Here is a 15608-nt window from a genome sequence, read left to right as displayed (position 1 = left end):
CGCCAACGCCCTTGCGCCCTGGCTGAACCACTACAACACTGAACGCATCCACACCGGCATCGGAGGAACACCCATCAGCCGAGTGTCACCCAGGTAGTGGCTCAGTACAGCTAGTCGGTGGGAGTCTTGCGCCAGCGGATGCCCGCGGCGATGAATCCGTCGAGGTCGCCGTCGAACACGTTGGACGGGTTGTTCACCTCGTACTCGGTGCGCAGGTCCTTGACCATTTGGTACGGCGCGAGCACGTAGCTGCGCATCTGGTCACCCCAGCTGGCGGTGATGATGCCGGCGAACTCCTTCTTGGTCGCCGCCTCCTGCTCGCGCTGCAACAGCAGCAGCCGGGACGCCAGCACCCGCATCGCCGCCGCACGGTTCTGGATCTGGCTCTTCTCGTTCTGGCAGCTCACCACCAGGCCGGTGGGCAGGTGGGTGATGCGCACGGCGGAGTCGGTGGTGTTCACCGACTGGCCGCCGGGGCCACTGGAGCGGAACACGTCCACGCGAATGTCGTTGTCCGGGATCTCGACAGCCTCGGCCTGGGCGATCAGCGGAACCACCTCGACGGCGGCGAAGGACGTCTGGCGCTTGCCCGCGGAGTTGAACGGGCTCATCCGCACCAGGCGGTGCGTGCCGGCCTCGACGCTCAGGGTGCCGAAAGCGTACGGCGCGTTCACCTCGAACGTGGCGGACTTGATGCCGGCCTCCTCGGCGTAACTCACGTCGAGCACGTTGGTGGTGTAGTCGTGCTGCTCGGCCCAGCGCAGGTACATGCGCAACAGCATCTCAGCGAAGTCGGCAGCGTCCACGCCACCGGCCCCGGCACGGATGGTGATCACGGCCGGGTTCGGGTCGAACTCGCCGTTGAGCAGGGTGTGCACCTCGAGGTCGCCCAGCACCTTCTGCACGCTGCGCAGTTCGGCCGTCGCCTCGTCGGCCGATTCCTGGTCGCCCTCGGCGTTGGCCAGCTCCACGAGCACCTCGAGGTCGTCGAGGCGCGACTCGATGCTGTCGATGCGTTTGAGCTCCGACTGGCGGTGGCTGAGCTCGCTGGTCACCTTCTGGGCGTGCTCGGAGTCGTTCCACAGGTCGAGGGCACCCGCCTGGTCGCTCAACTCGGCAATGTCCAGCTTCAGCCTGTCGATGTCGATCACCGACCGGATGTCGTCAAACGTGGCCCGCAGCGCGGCGATCTGCTCAGAGAAATCCAGCTCAATCATTGTGGAATCCAGCCTACCGGCCCGCTTGCGCCGACGACCGGTGCCGGGCCCGCGAGGTAGCATCGATTCGATGAGTACCGAGCGCCCCTTCAGCCTCAGAGGGGTGGCCCTGGCCGCATTCCTGCCCACCCTGCTCTTCTCCATCGGCGAGGGCGCGATGATTCCGCTCATTCCGTTGGTGGCGAACGACCTCGGAGCATCGCTCGCCTTCGCCGGATTCATCGCGGCCATGGTCATGGTCGGCGAGCTGATCGGCGACATCCCGAGCGGCTCCGTCGTCTCGCGGTTCGGCGAGCGGAACTCGATGATCGGGGCGTCGCTGCTGGCGATCATCGCCGTGCTGGTCTGCATCGTGGCCCCCAACCCCGTCGTCCTGGCTGTCGGGATCTTCCTGATCGGCCTGGCCACCGCCGTCTTCGCCCTCGCCCGCCACGCCTTCATGACCAGCTATGTGCCGGTGGCCTACCGGGCCAGGGCCCTGTCCACCCTCGGCGGTGTCTTCCGGGCGGGGTGGTTCGTCGGCCCGTTCATCGCCGCCGGAGTCATCCACCTCACCGGCGGCACGACCGCCGTCTTCTGGGTCTTCATCGTCTGCTGCCTGGCCGCCGCGTTGGTGCTGATGCTGCTGCCCGACCCGTCGAACACCTTCGCCGGCGCCTCGGACACGGCGCCGTCCGACCCGGCCGTGCGCACCGTCGGAGAGGGCGGCACCGACGATGAGCGTGCCGCCGCGGCCGAGTCGAACGACCTGTTCCCCACCATCTGGCGCTACCGCGGGGTGCTGCTCCGCTTGGGTACCGGCGCCGGCCTGGTTGGCGCCCTGCGCGCCAGCCGCACGGTGATGCTCCCGCTCTGGGCGGTCAGCATCGGCGTCAGCGAACCCGACACCGCCCTCATCATCGGCATCGCCGGCGGCATCGACTTCGCCCTCTTCTACGCCAGCGGCCAGATCATGGACCGCTTCGGCCGGATGTGGACCGCGATCCCGTCGATGATCGGCCTGGGGCTCGGCATGTTCGCGCTCGCGTTCACCCACGACCTGCCCGCGAACGTGGAGTGGTTCATCGCCGTGGCCATGTTCCTCTCCCTGGCCAACGGCATCGGCAGCGGCCTGCTGATGACCCTGGGCGCCGACCTGGCACCGCCCAGCGGCCCCGCCCCATTCTTGGGCGCCTGGCGGTTCACGGCCGACTTCGGCAGCGCCGCCGCTCCCTTGGCCGTCGCCGGCATCACCGCGGTGATCTCACTGTCAGTGGCCAGCGGTGTGATGGGGGTCGTGGGCCTGATTGGTGCCGGCGTCCTCTGGCGTTACATTCCTCGGTACGCGCCGCGCCACCCCCGATTCACCGCGAGAGAGAGATAGGCCACCATGCCCCTGCACGGAGAATACGAGCCCAGCCCCGAGAAGTGGGTCCGCGACCAGGTCGACCTCTATGAGTCCTCCGGCGGCGCCAAGGGCACCACCATGCGCGGGATGCCCGTGATCGTGCTGAGCACCCTCGGTGCCAAGTCCGGCAAGGTCCGCAAGGCTCCGCTCATGCGGGTCGAGCACGACGGCCGCTACGCCGCGGTCGCCTCGCTCGGCGGCAGCCCGAAGAACCCGGTCTGGTATGCCAACGTTCTCGCGCATCCGCTCGTCGAGGTTCAGGACGGCCCGCTACGGCAGGACATGATCGCCCGGGAGATCACCGGCGAAGAGAAGGCCGTTTGGTGGGAGCGCGCCGTTGCGGCGTACCCCGACTACGCCGCCTACCAGGTCAAGACCGACCGGGTCATCCCGGTGTTCCTGCTGGAGCCGGTCGCCGAGCCGGCCTCCTAGTGGTCAACGCACCGCGCCGGTCGAAGCGGCGCGGCCCCCAGCTCGACCGGATCATCCTCGACAACCTCCTGGACAACGACGGCGCCCTTGTGGGGCGCGGCGACGACCGGGAGGCCGAACGGTACAGCCGGGTGGACTTCTCCGGCCGGGACTTCACCGGAACCCGGTTCGCGGAGTGCGAGTTCCACGGAGTCGACCTGAACACGACGGTGCTGCGGGGCAGCACGTGGAACGAGTGCATCGCCACCGAACTGCACGCGGCGGTCTTCAGCGCGCCGCGATCGAGCTGGCGCGACGTGCGCATCGAGCACTCCAGGCTCGGTTCGGTCGAGCTCTACGACTCCAGCTTGCGCAGCGTGCAGCTGGACGGTTCGAAGCTGGACTTCGTGAATCTGCGCAACGCCACCCTGACCGACGTTCTCATCTCCAACTGCATCATCGATGAGCTCGACCTCTCCAGCGCCACCGTGCAACGGCTCGAACTTCGCGATTGCCGGATCGGCACCCTCGACGTGGCCGGCGCGCGGCTGAGCGACGTGGACCTCCGCTCCAGCGACTTCTTGGCCATCCACAGCCTGGAAGGGCTGAAGGGTGCCACCATCGACGACGCCCAGCTCGCGCTGCTCGCTCCGTTGCTCGCGGCGCAGCTGGGCATCATCGTCGAGTAGCTGCTACACCCACTTCTCCGCGAGGTGCTCGGCCACGACCCGGCGGATGGTGCCGCTCTTGCCGCGAAGCACGATCGACTCCGTCCGGATCTTCGGACCCATCTTGCGCACACCGCCGACCAGCTGGCCATCGGTGACGCCGGTGGCGACGAAGTAGGTGTTGTCGCTGGTGACGAGGTCGTTCACGCCGAGGATGCGGTCGAGGTCATGGCCGGCGTCGATGGCCCGCTGGGCCTCGTCGTCGTCCTTGGGGTGCAGCTTCGCCTGGATGAAGCCGCCCAGCGCCTTGAGCGCGCAGGCGGTGATGATTCCCTCAGGGGTGCCGCCGATTCCGACGCACATGTCGATCCGGGTCTCGGTGATGGCCGCGTTGATGCCGCCGGCCACGTCGCCGTCAAGCATCAACCGGGTGCCGGCGCCCGCGGCGCGCACCTCGTCGATCAGGCCGGCGTGCCGGGGCCGGTCGAGGATGGCGATGGTCATATCGGACACGTCCTTGCCCTTGGCCTTGGCCAGGGCGCGGATGTTCTCGCCGATGGGCTGGCGCAGGTCCACAACACCGTGGCCCTCCCAACCGGTGACGATCTTGTCCATATAGAACACGGCGCTGGGGTCGTACATGCTGCCCCGGTCGGCGACCGCGATCATGCTCAGGGCGTTCTGGCGGCCGTTGGCGGTGAGTGAGGTGCCGTCGATGGGGTCGACCGCGATGTCGCAGGACGGGCCGCGCCCGCTGCCGACGTGCTCGCCGTTGTAAAGCATCGGCGCGTCGTCCTTCTCGCCCTCGCCGATGACGACGACGCCGTCGAAATCGACCGTGCCGAGGAATTTGCGCATGGCGTCCACGGCGGCGCCGTCTGCGGCGTTCTTGTCGCCGCGGCCGATGAACGGGACGGCGCGGATGGCGGCGGCTTCGGTGGCCCGCACCAGTTCCATGCCGAGGCTGCGGTCGGGGTGGAGGTAGAGGGAATCGTGTTCAGTAGTCACTGTGTGTTGGTGTCCTTCGAGATCGTATGTGGGTTGCTGAGGGACGCGCCGGAATACTTCGCCGGTACGGGGCCAGCTTACCCAGCGCCCCTAGAGCGGGACCTTGTACCCCGAGCGCTCACACAGGAGCCCTCGCTAGACTTGACCGACACCCCCGCTCGATTTCGAGGAGAAGCAATGCCCATCGCAACCCCAGACCAATACGCCGAAATGCTGAACAAGGCCAAGTCGAAGGGGTTCGCGTACCCCGCATTCAACGTCTCCTCCTCGCAGTCCATCAACGCCGTTCTCCAGGGCCTGACCGAAGCCGGCTCCGACGGCATCATCCAGGTCACCACCGGTGGCGCCGACTACTTCGCCGGCCACACCGTCAAGAACCGTGCCGCCGGTGCCCTCGCGTTCGCCAAGTTCGCGCACGCCGTTGCTGACAACTACCCCGTCACCGTGGCCCTGCACACCGACCACTGCCCCAAGGGCGCGCTCGACGACTTCGTCCTTCCCCTCATCTCGGCCTCCGAGACGGCCGTCGCCGATGGTTTCAACCCGATCTTCCAGTCTCACATGTGGGACGGCTCGGCCATCGCGCTCGACGAGAACCTCGAGATCGCCAAGGGCATCATCACCCGCACCAAGGCGATCAACGCCATCCTCGAGGTCGAGATCGGCGCCGTCGGCGGCGAAGAAGACGGCGTTGAGGGCGACATCAACGACAACCTCTACACAACCTTCGACGACACCGTCAAGATGATCGAGGCCCTCGGCCTCGGCGAGCAGGGCCGCTACATGGCCGCCCTCACCTTCGGCAACGTGCACGGCGTCTACAAGCCCGGCAACGTCAAGCTGCGTCCGGAGCTCCTGAAGGAGATCCAGGCCAGCGTCGCCGCCAAGTACGGCACCAGCGCACTGCCGCTCGACCTCGTCTTCCACGGTGGCTCGGGCTCGACCGACGCCGAGATCGCCGAAGCCGTCGCCAACGGCGTCGTGAAGATGAACGTCGACACCGACACCCAGTACGCGTTCACCCGCGCCATCGCCGACTACATGCTGAAGAACTACGACGGCGTGCTCAAGGTCGACGGTGAGGTCGGAAACAAGAAGCTGTACGACCCGCGCGCCTGGGGCAAGGTTGCCGAGTCGGCCATGGCCGCTCGCGTCGCCCAGGCCACGCGTCAGCTCGGTTCCGCCGGGCACTCGAACAGCTAGACAGCTCAGCTCAACAGAAACAACCGGAAGACGATGGCAGAGAACGCTCCAGACCAGAAGCCGGCGGCAACCCCGCCGGTGGACTACCGCCCCCAGCCCCGCTACGGCGAGCTGGCTCCGGAGGGCTGGACCTGGAACCCGCCGCAGGACGAACACTCTCCTGCGGCCTCTGCCGCCGCATCCGCGACGGCGACGCCCGCCCGGGCGACGGGGGGATCGGCCGAACGGCCGGACTCCGCGGCGCCGGGCCGGGCAGCGCCGGGCCTCACTGTACCGGGAACGGCGCCGGCCTGGGACCGGCCCCTCACCGTCAGCCTGCTGGTCCTCGGGCTGCTCGGCGCCTACTTCACCATCTCGATGCTCGGCAGTCTGCCGCAGGCCCTGGCGATGCTCTATTCCCAGGCCGAACTGGGCGCCTACACCGTGACGGAGTCCGTCACCGCGACCATCACCGCAAGCAGCATCGGCCAGGGACTCGTCTGGGTGGCCGCGGCCATCTCAGCGATCCTTCTGCTGCTCCGTGGCCGGCGTGCGTTCTACGTTCCGCTCATCGGCGGCGTCGTCGCCTTCGTCCTGCTGGTCGCGGCCGTGGCCGTTGTGCTCGCCGGCGACCCGGCGTTGCTCGAGTACCTCAGCCGGCCGTAACGCTCAGCCGGCCGTAGGGCTGGCTACTCCGGCCGGCTGACCCTGCCGCCGAGCGCACGCGCGTCGGTCTTGCCCTGCAGATCCTTGCGCAGCTCCTTGGGCAGCGAGAAGAGCAGGTCTTCCTCGGCGGTCTTGACCTGCTCCACGTCGCCGTAACCGGCGCCGGCCAAGTCGCGCAACAGCTCCTCCACGAGCTCCTCTGGCACGGAAGCCCCACTCGTGACGCCCACGGTGTTCACACCGTCGAGCCACTCCTGCTTCACTTCGTTGGCATAGTCCACCCGGTAGGCGGCCTTGGCGCCGTACTCCAGCGCCACCTCGACCAGGCGCACGGAATTGGACGAGTTCGCCGACCCCACCACGATGACCAGGTCGGCGTCACGGGCGACCTTCTTGATGGCCACCTGACGGTTCTGAGTGGCGTAGCAGATGTCGTCGCTGGGCGGATCCTGCAGGTTGGGGAACCGGGCGCGCAACCGGCGCACCGTCTCCATGGTCTCGTCAACGCTCAGGGTGGTCTGCGACAGCCAGACCACCTTGTTCGGATCGCGCACGACGATCGTGTCTGCCTCGTCCGGGCTGCCGACGAGCGTCGTGTGCTCCGGCGCCTCGCCGGCGGTGCCCTCGACCTCTTCGTGGCCCTCGTGGCCGATCAGCAAGATCTCGAAGTCGTCGCGAGCGAAGCGCACCGCCTCGCGGTGCACCTTGGTGACGAGCGGGCAGGTGGCATCGATGGCCGACAGGCCACGAGCGGCGGCGGCGTTAACCACGGCCGGCGACACGCCATGTGCGCTGAAGACGATGTGCGAACCGGTGGGGACCTCATCCACTTCTTCGACGAAGATGGCGCCCTTCTTCTCGAGCTCGCTCACCACGTGGGTATTGTGCACGATCTGCTTGCGCACGTAGACGGGGGCCCCGTACAGTTCGAGGGCCTTCTCCACGGCGATGACGGCGCGGTCTACGCCAGCGCAGTAACCGCGCGGGGCCGCGAGCAGCACCTTTTTCGGCCCAACCACCGGGGTATCCTTGAGCCTGTTGCGCAGGCTGGGAATTCTGGGCATGCCAAGGCCGATCACGGGCGCATTAGTACTGGTACTCACCCGAACAGTCTAAGCGGGCGCGTCTGAGCAGACCGTCTGAACGACGAGCCGGCTACCGCAGACGCAGACCCAGACCCAGACCCAGACCCAGGAGACCCATGAACGCAGTCACGATGCCCGCCGCGGGCGACGAGCCGCCCACCATCGACGCCCCCTGGCCCGTCGCGGTGCTCTCCAACAAGATCCGCGGCTACATCGAACGGCTCGGCACCGCCTGGGTGGAGGGCGAGATCGTGCAATGGGGCGCCAGCGGCGGCAACGTCTACGGCAAGCTCAAGGACCTCTCGGTGGATGCGACCGTGAGCTTCACGGTCTGGTCTTCGGTGAAGGCCCGCCTGACCGGTGACTTCAAGCAGGGCGACCGGGTGATCGCGCTCGTCAAGCCCAACTACTGGGTCAAGGGCGGCACCCTCACGATGCAGGTCTACGAGCTGCGCCATGTGGGGCTCGGCGACCTGCTCGAACGACTCGAACGACTGCGCGCGCAGCTCAAGGCCGAGGGCCTCTTCGACGTGTCCCGCAAACGACCGCTGCCGTTCCTGCCGCACCGCATCGGCCTGGTCACCGGCAAGGACTCCGATGCCGAGAAAGACGTGCTCCGCAACGCGCAACTGCGCTGGCCGGCCGTCGACTTCAGGGTTGTGCACGCCGCCGTGCAGGGCGACCGGATGGTCGGTGAGGTCACGGCGGCCATCAGGCAGCTGGATGCCGACCCCGAGGTCGACGTCATCATCGTCGCCCGCGGCGGCGGTGACTTCCAGAACCTGCTCGGCTTCAGCGACGAGGGACTCGTGCGCGCCGTCGCGGCCTGCACCACCCCGATGGTCAGCGCGATCGGCCACGAAGCCGACCGGCCGCTGCTCGACGACGTCGCCGACCTCCGCGCCTCGACCCCCACCGACGCGGCGAAACGGGTGGTGCCCGACGTCTCCGACGAGCTCAACCGGGTGCAGCAGGCCCGGGCGCGCCTGAGCAGCCGGCTCACCGGCATCCTCGCCACCGAGGTCGACAGGCTCGGCCAGTTGCGCAGCCGGCCGGTGCTCGCCGGCGCCGACTGGATCATCGACAGTCGTTCGCAGGATCTCACCCGGTACGTGGCGCGCGGCACCGAGCTGCTGCACCGCACCCTCGAACGCGCGGGCTCCAGCGTGGTCGAGCTTCGCTCCCAGCTGCGCGCCCTCTCCCCCCAGGGCACCCTCGACCGCGGCTACGCCATCGTGCAGTTGCCCGACGGCCACGTGCTGCGCTCCAGCGACCAGGCGCCCTCCGGCACCGAACTCCTCATCACCGTCGGCGTCGGCACCGTGCCCGCGGTCTCGAAATAGTTTGAAAGAAATAGAATGGATGACATGACTTCGTCCGCAGCCACGCCCTCGAACACCCCCGGCACCATCCCGGCGGTCGACTCGCTCAGCTACGAGCAGGCCAGGGACGAACTGATCCGCGTCGTCTCGGTGCTCGAGCAGGGCGCGTCCACGCTCGAGGAATCCCTGGCTCTCTGGGAGCGGGGCGAAGCCCTCGCGACCCGCTGCGAGGAATGGCTGATCGGCGCCAAGGCGCGCCTGGACGCCGCCCGCGGCGCGGCCACCGCGGAATGAGCCGCAGCCCCCGCCCGCCGCGGGTCGTCGCGGAGCTCGGCCGCCCGGAGACCGCCGAGGAACGCGCCACCCGGCTGGCCACGAACTCCAAGAATTACCGGGCCCGCAAGACCATCAACAACCTCGTCTACTCGCTGCTGGCGACCATTGGCGCTGTCATCGTGCTGGTGCTGATCGTGCCGCGCAGCGACACCCCCCTCGACCGTGAGATCGACTACGCCACCGTCGCCGCACAGGTGCAGCCCGGCGTCGACGAGCCCCTGGTGGTGCCCACTCTTCCCTCCGGCTGGCGTGCCAACGCCGCACAATGGCGCCAGGGCGGCAACGACGGCGTCTCGAGCTGGTTCCTTGGCTTGCTCACCCCGAAGAACGAGTTCATCGGCCTCACCCAGGCCGTCGACGCGAACCCCACCTGGCTGGCCGAACAGCTCGAAAAGGTCGATCCGGCCGACACCATCAGCATCGGCGGCCTGGACTGGGACGTGTACCGCAATCCCGCGCCGGCCGCCGACCGGGGCAACTTCGAGTCCGCCCTCGTCACCGAGGCCGGCGAGAGCAGCTATCTCCTCATCGGCACGGCCGACGACGAAGAGCTGACCGTGCTCGCCCGCGCCGTGGCCGAGCACATCACCACCGAACAGAACGGCTCCAGCGAATGACCGACACGCCCACACCAGCCCAGGTCTGGACCGACCTCGCCGAGGGCAACGAGCGCTTCGTTGCCGGCACGCCGCAGCATCCCCGCCAGGACGTCGACCGCCGCGCCGAGACCGCATTCGTGCAGACCCCCATGGCTGCCCTGTTCGGCTGCAGCGACTCCAGGCTGGCCGCCGAGATCATCTTCGACAAGGGCCTGGGCGACCTGTTCGTCGTGCGGAACGCCGGCCAGGTCATCTCCGATTCGGTGCTCGGCTCGCTCGAGTACGCCGTCGCCGTGCTCAAGGTGCCGCTCATCCTGGTGCTCGGCCACGACCGATGCGGAGCGGTGCGAGCCGCCATCGACTCGCAAGGCCCGGACGCCGTGGCCCTGCCCCCGCACATCAACAACATCATCGAGAAGATCGTGCCGGCCGTGCGCCGCGTCAATGGATCGAAAACCGGCCCGCTCGACCCGGTCGACGTCGACGCATCCGCCGTGGGCCGGGAACACCTGCGCGACACCGTGGCGGAGCTCGTGCAGCGCTCCGAGATGATCAGCGCCGCCATCGCAGAAGGTACATTGGCTATCGTCGGTGCGAATTACCGGCTCCTCGAGGGCCGCGCAGATCCAGACATCGTCGTCGGCGTCGTTTAGCCGCCGCAACGCGAACGCACAATGAATCGAAAGGTATGACACACCGTGGTGGACATTTCAACTGAGACCGGCTCCGTACCGACCAGCTACCGGATCGAACACGACACGATGGGCGAGGTCCGGGTTCCCGCTGACGCGCTCTACGGCGCGCAGACCCAGCGGGCGGTCGAGAACTTCCCGATCTCCGGCTCCGTGCTCGAGTCCGCCCAGATCGCGGCCCTGGCCCGCATCAAGAAATCGGCGGCCCTCGCCAACGCTCGTCTCGGCGTGCTCGACGCGAACATCGCCGACGCCATCGCGGCCGCCGCCGACGAGGTCATAACCGGCCGATACGACGCCGAGTTCCCCATCGACGTCTACCAGACCGGCAGCGGCACCTCCTCGAACATGAACATGAACGAGGTTCTCGCCACCCTCGCCAGCCGGCGCCTGGGCAGCCCCGTGCACCCCAACGACCACGTCAACGCGTCGCAGTCCTCCAACGACGTGTTTCCCACCTCGGTGCACATCGCCGTGACCAGCGCCCTCATCGACGATCTCATCCCGGCGCTCGACCATCTCGCGGTGGCGTTCGAGGCCAAGGCTGAACTGTGGGCGACGGCGGTCAAGGCCGGCCGCACCCACCTGATGGATGCCACCCCCGTCACCCTCGGCCAGGAGTTCGGCGGCTACGCCCGCCAGATGCGGTTGGGCATCGAACGGGTGCGCACCGCGCTCCCCCGCGTCGCCGAGGTTCCGCTGGGCGGCACGGCCGTCGGCACCGGCATCAACACGCCGGCCGGCTTCCCGCAGCTCGTCATCGAGCTGCTCACCAACGAGACCGAACTGCCGATCACCGAGGCCGTCGACCACTTCGAGGCCCAGGCCAACCGTGACGGCCTGGTCGACGCCTCCGGGGCTCTCCGCACCATCGCCGTCGGCCTGACCAAGATCTGCAACGACCTGCGCTGGATGGGCTCCGGCCCCAACACCGGCATCGGCGAGCTGAGCATCCCCGACCTGCAGCCGGGCTCGTCGATCATGCCCGGCAAGGTCAACCCGGTCATCCCGGAGGCCGTGCTCATGGTCTGCTCCCGGGTGATCGGCAACGACGCCACCATCGCCTGGTCCGGCGCCTCCGGCGCATTCGAGCTCAACGTGGCCATCCCCGTGATGGGCACCGCGCTGCTCGAGTCGATCCGGTTGCTCACCAACGGCGCCCGGGTGCTCGCCGACAAGACCGTCGACGGCCTCGAGGCCAACCTCGAGCGTGCCCGCGCACTGGCCGAGTCGTCGCCGTCGATCGTCACCCCGCTCAACCGGGTGATCGGCTACGAGGCCGCTGCCAAGGTGGCCAAGCACTCCGTGGCCCAGGGTCTTACGGTGCGCGAGTCGGTCATCGACCTAGGCTTCGTCGAGCGCGGCGAGGTCACCCTCGAGCAGCTCGACGTGGCACTGGACGTGCTGAGCATGACTCGGCCGCCGCAGTAGTCACGCTGGGAAAAGGGGCGAACCGGATGCTGACGCACCCGGTTCGCCCCTTTTTCAACTCAGCTCGTTGCCCTCCAGCATCTCGGTGACGAGGGCGGCGATGGCGCTGCGCTCGGACCGGGTCAGCGTCATGTGGGCGAAGAGCGGATGCCCCTTCAGCGTCTCGATCACCGACGCGACACCGTCGAAGCGGCCCACCCGCAGGTTGTCGCGCTGGGCCACATCGTGGGTGAGCACCACCCTGGAGTTCTGCCCGATCCGGCTGAGCACCGTGAGCAGCACGTTCCGCTCCAGCGACTGCGCCTCGTCGACGATCACGAAGGCGTCGTGCAACGACCGGCCGCGGATGTGGGTGAGCGGCAGCACCTCGAGGATGCCGCGTTCGACGACCTCCTCGAGCACGTTCTCCGACACCAGCGCGCCGAGGGTGTCGAACACGGCCTGGCCCCACGGGCCCATCTTCTCCTGCGCGTCACCGGGCAGGTAGCCGAGTTCCTGGCCGCCCACGGCGTATAGCGGCCGGAACACCATGATCTTGCGATGCTGCTGACGTTCCAGCACGGCCTCCAGGCCCGCGCAGAGGGCGAGCGCCGACTTCCCCGTCCCCGCTCGACCTCCCAACGACAGGATGCCGATCTCCGGGTCCAGCAGCAGGTCGATCGCCAGGCGTTGCTCGGCCGACCGGCCGTGCAGGCCGAACAGGTCCCGGTCCCCGCGCACCAGGCGCAGTTCGCCGCGGCCCGTGACCCGGCCGAGAGCCGAGCCGCGGTCGGAGTGGATCACCAGGCCGGTGTTGATCGGCATGTCCTGCACCAGCCGGGTCGACAGGCTCTCCTTCTCGTAGAGGTCGTTCACCTGGGTGGAGCTCAGGGTGATCTCATCCATGCCCGTCCAGCCTGAGTCCACTGCCAACTCGTGCCGGTACTCATCGGCGGCCAGGCCGATCGAGGCGGCCTTCACGCGCAGCGGCAGGTCCTTGGACACGACGGTGACGGCGAGTCCGTCATTGGCCAGATTCATGGCCACCGCCAGGATGCGCGAGTCGTTGTCGCCCAGTTGCAGCCCGGAAGGCAGCACCGACATGTTCGAGTGATTCAACTCGACCCGCAGGCTGCCGCCCTCCCCCACCGGGATGGCGAAGTCGAGCCGTTCGTGCTTGACCCGCAGTTCGTCGAGGTAGCGCAGCGCCTGCCGGGCGAAGTAACCGATCTCCGGGTCGTTGCGCTTGGACTCCAGTTCGGTGATCACCACCACGGGCAGAACCACGGAATGCTCGGCAAACCTGAAGATCGCCTTGGGATCCGATAGCAGCACCGAGGTGTCCAGTACGAAGGTGCGCTCGGATTGGTCGACCCCTGTGACGCTCTGGTCCGCGCTCAGGTAGTCGGTTCGATTAGCGGTCACAACCACTCCCACCCCGCACCCGAGGGTGCGGATTCGTTTGGCGAGCGACCACTAGCTTTTTTCTCGAGCCGTACTTATGTGGCCGTCTCGATCAGGTGCCGTACCTGATGTGTTGAACGTACGTCCACTGGCTGGGAATTGGAAAAACGACACGCCCAACGTCATGAGACGTTAACGTTCGTCGCACGGTGGCCGGCGGGGTCAGTACGCGTCGGTGGCTGAGTACGCCGTGAAGGCGCCGCGCAGCATGTCCACGGTCTCGTCGGCGAGGTGCGCGTGCGCGCTGAGCCGCACCGTGCCGCCGCGGGTCGTGACGGTCACTCCGTGGTTGTGCAGAGCGGCACCGAACGCGGTGAGGCGCTCAGCGGGCGGCGCGAGCACCACCAGGCCGGCTCGTTCCCTGACGTCCCTGGCGGAGAGCACCGGGATGGCGAACTGGTCGGCCAGGTCGATCAATCGTTCCACATTGGCGCAGACGAGGGCCTCGATCGCGGGCAGGCCCGCGGCCTGGATCTCCTCGAGCGCCGTCGCGAACCGGGCCTGGGCAGGGCCGTCCCCGTTGGTCACCCGGAACGCCGACGCCGCATGCGCCGGCGGCGGCACCTCGTCCCAGGGTTCGACAAACTCGGTGCCGGTGAAACCCGACACGACCGGGGTGAGCCGTTCCACGGCGCGGTCGCTCAGGGCGAGGAAGCCGGTGCCCCAGCCGGCCCTGACCCATTTCTGGCCGCCGGAGACGACGACATCGGCCACCTCGTAGGCGGCGTCCACCGCCCCGAAGCCCTGGATGGCGTCGACGATGAGCAGCCTGTCGCCGATCACCTGCCGGATGCCCTCCAGGTCGACCCTGAAGCCGGTACGGGAATCGACGAGGCTGACGGCGACCGCGACGGTGGTCGGTGTCAGCTGGTCCCGCACCTGGCCGGGCGTGACGTGCCCCGCACTGTTCTCGCTGCCGGCGGCCGTGAGCCACAGCGGCGTCGCCACGTGCAGGGCCTCCGCGGCACGGCTGGCCGCGAACGGCAAGCTCGGGAAGTCCGCCGGCGAGAGCAGCACGTCACCGGTCAGTCCGAACATGGCGTGCATCAGACCCATGCTGGTGTTCGGCTGGGACACGATCTGGTCGGCCCTGAACCCGGTGACGGCGGCAACGGCATGGCGCATCCGCAGGTCCTGCTCGCCGAAGTGGCCGAGGCTGCCGAACCTGGCCCTGGCCAGGATCTCGGTCTGGCCGCGCGTTTCGGCCGCGACGGCGCTGGACACCGGGCCGATGCGGCCGTAGTCCAGGTAGCCGGGGTCTTCGGAAAAGCCGTCCAGGTAGGTGGCGAGGGGCGTGTCGGCCGCGCTCACCCGCCGAACCTGCGGTGCCGTTTGGCGAAGTCGCGCAGGGCCCGCAGGAAGTCGACCTGGCGCAGGTCGGGGCCGAGGGCCTCGACGAAATAGAACTCGCTGTGCGCGCTCTGCCAGAGCATGAAGTCGCTGAGGCGCTGCTCCCCCGAGGTGCGGATGACGAGGTCGGGGTCGGGCTGGCCGCCCGTGTACAGGTGCTGCCCGATGAGCTCGGGGGTGAGGGTCTCGGCGAGGTCTTCGAGGGTGCCGCCGTGGGCGTGGTGGGTGGCGACGATGCTGCGCATCGCGTCGGTGATCTCGGTGCGGCCGCCGTAGCCGACGGCGAGGTTCACGTGCAGGCCTGTGTTGGCCTGCGTGCGGGCCTCCGCGGCGGTCAGGGCGCCCTCGAGCGGGCCGGGCAGGCACTTCTTCGAACCGACCTGCTGCACCTTCCAGTCACGGTAGTGCGACAGGTCCTCGGCGAGGTCCGCGATGATCTCGAAGAGGGCATCGAGTTCCTCGGTCGGACGCTGGGTGAGATTGTCGGCGGAGAGCAGGTACAGCGTGACGACGGAGATACCGAGATCGTCGCACCATTCCAGGAATTCGCGCATCTTCGCGGCTCCGGCCCGGTGGCCGTGGGCGGCGGAGTCGTAGCCGAGCTGCTTGGCCCACCGGCGGTTGCCGTCGATGATCATGGCCACGTGCCGCGGCAGGACCGCGGCGGTCAGCCCGCGACGCAGCCGACGCTGGTAGACCCTGTAGAGGAGCCCGCGTCCGAGGGAGAATTGCCGCATCTGCACACAGTTACGCTAGCTCAATCCGACCCCCGTTCGCGCCGCGCGCCCCTCGGCGCTGCCGTATCCTGACA

At 68.3% G+C, this 15608-nt stretch carries 16 protein-coding genes; 10 read left to right on the top strand and 6 right to left on the bottom strand.

Going from position 1 to position 15608, the window contains the following annotated elements:
- Positions 1-110: 110 nt before the first annotated feature.
- On the bottom strand, positions 111-1217 hold the full coding sequence (gene prfB, locus E3O42_RS02210) for a peptide chain release factor 2 (protein WP_134452304.1): 1107 nt from the start codon (positions 1215-1217) through the stop codon (positions 111-113).
- Between the two features lie 70 nt (positions 1218-1287).
- On the opposite strand from prfB, the gene E3O42_RS02205 reads away from it, so the two are divergent.
- Genes E3O42_RS02205 through E3O42_RS02195 form a run of 3 tightly spaced genes read left to right on the top strand, consistent with a single transcriptional unit; the run spans position 1288 to position 3704 of the window.
- Positions 1288-2580 carry an MFS transporter gene (locus E3O42_RS02205; RefSeq protein WP_134452303.1) on the top strand — a complete coding sequence of 431 codons (1293 nt, stop codon included), beginning with the start codon at positions 1288-1290 and terminating at the stop codon, positions 2578-2580.
- A gap of 6 nt (positions 2581-2586) precedes the next feature.
- Positions 2587-3036, top strand: a complete 450-nt coding sequence (locus E3O42_RS02200) for a nitroreductase family deazaflavin-dependent oxidoreductase (RefSeq protein ID WP_134452302.1) — start codon at positions 2587-2589, stop codon at positions 3034-3036.
- On the top strand, positions 3036-3704 hold the full coding sequence (locus E3O42_RS02195; RefSeq protein WP_134452301.1) for a pentapeptide repeat-containing protein: 669 nt from the start codon (positions 3036-3038) through the stop codon (positions 3702-3704). Before E3O42_RS02200 ends, E3O42_RS02195 begins: the two co-directional genes overlap by 1 nt.
- 3 nt (positions 3705-3707) lie before the next feature.
- Here the strand turns inward: E3O42_RS02195 and glpX are convergent, their stop codons facing one another.
- Complete coding sequence (gene glpX / locus E3O42_RS02190) at positions 3708-4640, bottom strand: class II fructose-bisphosphatase (protein WP_174844209.1); 933 nt, start codon at positions 4638-4640, stop codon at positions 3708-3710.
- Between the two features lie 228 nt (positions 4641-4868).
- Between glpX and fbaA the strand changes: the two genes are divergently transcribed.
- The gene (fbaA, locus tag E3O42_RS02185; RefSeq protein WP_134452299.1) at positions 4869-5894 is read left to right on the top strand and encodes a class II fructose-bisphosphate aldolase; all 1026 of its coding nucleotides are present in this window, start codon (positions 4869-4871) and stop codon (positions 5892-5894) included.
- Positions 5895-5927: 33 nt separating this feature from the next.
- Complete coding sequence (locus E3O42_RS02180; protein ID WP_134452298.1) at positions 5928-6539, top strand: DUF6264 family protein; 612 nt, start codon at positions 5928-5930, stop codon at positions 6537-6539.
- A gap of 23 nt (positions 6540-6562) precedes the next feature.
- Here the strand turns inward: E3O42_RS02180 and E3O42_RS02175 are convergent, their stop codons facing one another.
- A complete protein-coding gene (locus tag E3O42_RS02175) occupies positions 6563-7603 on the bottom strand; it encodes a 4-hydroxy-3-methylbut-2-enyl diphosphate reductase (RefSeq protein WP_134452312.1) in 1041 nt (346 codons plus the stop codon).
- A 137-nt stretch (positions 7604-7740) separates the two neighbouring features.
- On the opposite strand from E3O42_RS02175, the gene xseA reads away from it, so the two are divergent.
- From xseA to E3O42_RS02150, 5 genes are read left to right on the top strand one after another with little or no spacing between them, the layout of a single operon-like run.
- Positions 7741-8967, top strand: a complete 1227-nt coding sequence (gene xseA / locus E3O42_RS02170; protein ID WP_241984573.1) for an exodeoxyribonuclease VII large subunit — start codon at positions 7741-7743, stop codon at positions 8965-8967.
- A gap of 15 nt (positions 8968-8982) precedes the next feature.
- Positions 8983-9240, top strand: a complete 258-nt coding sequence (locus E3O42_RS02165; RefSeq protein ID WP_420897847.1) for an exodeoxyribonuclease VII small subunit — start codon at positions 8983-8985, stop codon at positions 9238-9240.
- Entirely contained in the window at positions 9237-9899 is a 663-nt protein-coding gene (locus E3O42_RS02160; protein WP_134452296.1) for a DUF4245 domain-containing protein, read from the top strand. Before E3O42_RS02165 ends, E3O42_RS02160 begins: the two co-directional genes overlap by 4 nt.
- Positions 9896-10534, top strand: a complete 639-nt coding sequence (locus tag E3O42_RS02155) for a carbonic anhydrase (protein ID WP_134452295.1) — start codon at positions 9896-9898, stop codon at positions 10532-10534. Before E3O42_RS02160 ends, E3O42_RS02155 begins: the two co-directional genes overlap by 4 nt.
- Before the next feature lie 48 nt (positions 10535-10582).
- A complete protein-coding gene (locus E3O42_RS02150) occupies positions 10583-12004 on the top strand; it encodes a class II fumarate hydratase (protein WP_255454910.1) in 1422 nt (473 codons plus the stop codon).
- 54 nt (positions 12005-12058) lie between these two features.
- Here E3O42_RS02150 and E3O42_RS02145 read toward each other — a convergent pair whose 3' ends face one another.
- The 3 genes from E3O42_RS02145 to E3O42_RS02135 form a co-directional block, all read right to left on the bottom strand.
- A complete protein-coding gene (locus tag E3O42_RS02145) occupies positions 12059-13408 on the bottom strand; it encodes a PhoH family protein (RefSeq protein WP_174844208.1) in 1350 nt (449 codons plus the stop codon).
- 201 nt (positions 13409-13609) lie between these two features.
- Positions 13610-14758, bottom strand: a complete 1149-nt coding sequence (locus E3O42_RS02140) for an aminotransferase class V-fold PLP-dependent enzyme (protein WP_241984572.1) — start codon at positions 14756-14758, stop codon at positions 13610-13612.
- A complete protein-coding gene (locus tag E3O42_RS02135) occupies positions 14755-15534 on the bottom strand; it encodes an isoprenyl transferase (protein ID WP_134452293.1) in 780 nt (259 codons plus the stop codon). Before E3O42_RS02135 ends, E3O42_RS02140 begins: the two co-directional genes overlap by 4 nt.
- Between the last annotated feature and the right edge of the window lie 74 nt (positions 15535-15608).

The organism is Cryobacterium adonitolivorans (assembly GCF_004402695.1).
Taxonomy (GTDB): domain Bacteria; phylum Actinomycetota; class Actinomycetes; order Actinomycetales; family Microbacteriaceae; genus Cryobacterium; species Cryobacterium adonitolivorans.
This window is presented reverse-complemented; position numbering and strand designations above follow the sequence as displayed.

Coding starts and splice junctions, on each gene's coding strand:
- prfB (WP_134452304.1), bottom strand. CDS start 1,217: ATGATTGAGCTGGATTTCTCTGAGCAGATCGCCGCGCTGCGGGCCACG.
- E3O42_RS02205 (WP_134452303.1), top strand. CDS start 1,288: ATGAGTACCGAGCGCCCCTTCAGCCTCAGAGGGGTGGCCCTGGCCGCA.
- E3O42_RS02200 (WP_134452302.1), top strand. CDS start 2,587: ATGCCCCTGCACGGAGAATACGAGCCCAGCCCCGAGAAGTGGGTCCGC.
- glpX (WP_174844209.1), bottom strand. CDS start 4,640: ATGGAACTGGTGCGGGCCACCGAAGCCGCCGCCATCCGCGCCGTCCCG.
- fbaA (WP_134452299.1), top strand. CDS start 4,869: ATGCCCATCGCAACCCCAGACCAATACGCCGAAATGCTGAACAAGGCC.
- E3O42_RS02180 (WP_134452298.1), top strand. CDS start 5,928: ATGGCAGAGAACGCTCCAGACCAGAAGCCGGCGGCAACCCCGCCGGTG.
- E3O42_RS02175 (WP_134452312.1), bottom strand. CDS start 7,603: ATGCCCAGAATTCCCAGCCTGCGCAACAGGCTCAAGGATACCCCGGTG.
- xseA (WP_241984573.1), top strand. CDS start 7,741: ATGAACGCAGTCACGATGCCCGCCGCGGGCGACGAGCCGCCCACCATC.
- E3O42_RS02165 (WP_420897847.1), top strand. CDS start 8,983: ATGGATGACATGACTTCGTCCGCAGCCACGCCCTCGAACACCCCCGGC.
- E3O42_RS02160 (WP_134452296.1), top strand. CDS start 9,237: ATGAGCCGCAGCCCCCGCCCGCCGCGGGTCGTCGCGGAGCTCGGCCGC.
- E3O42_RS02155 (WP_134452295.1), top strand. CDS start 9,896: ATGACCGACACGCCCACACCAGCCCAGGTCTGGACCGACCTCGCCGAG.
- E3O42_RS02135 (WP_134452293.1), bottom strand. CDS start 15,534: ATGCGGCAATTCTCCCTCGGACGCGGGCTCCTCTACAGGGTCTACCAG.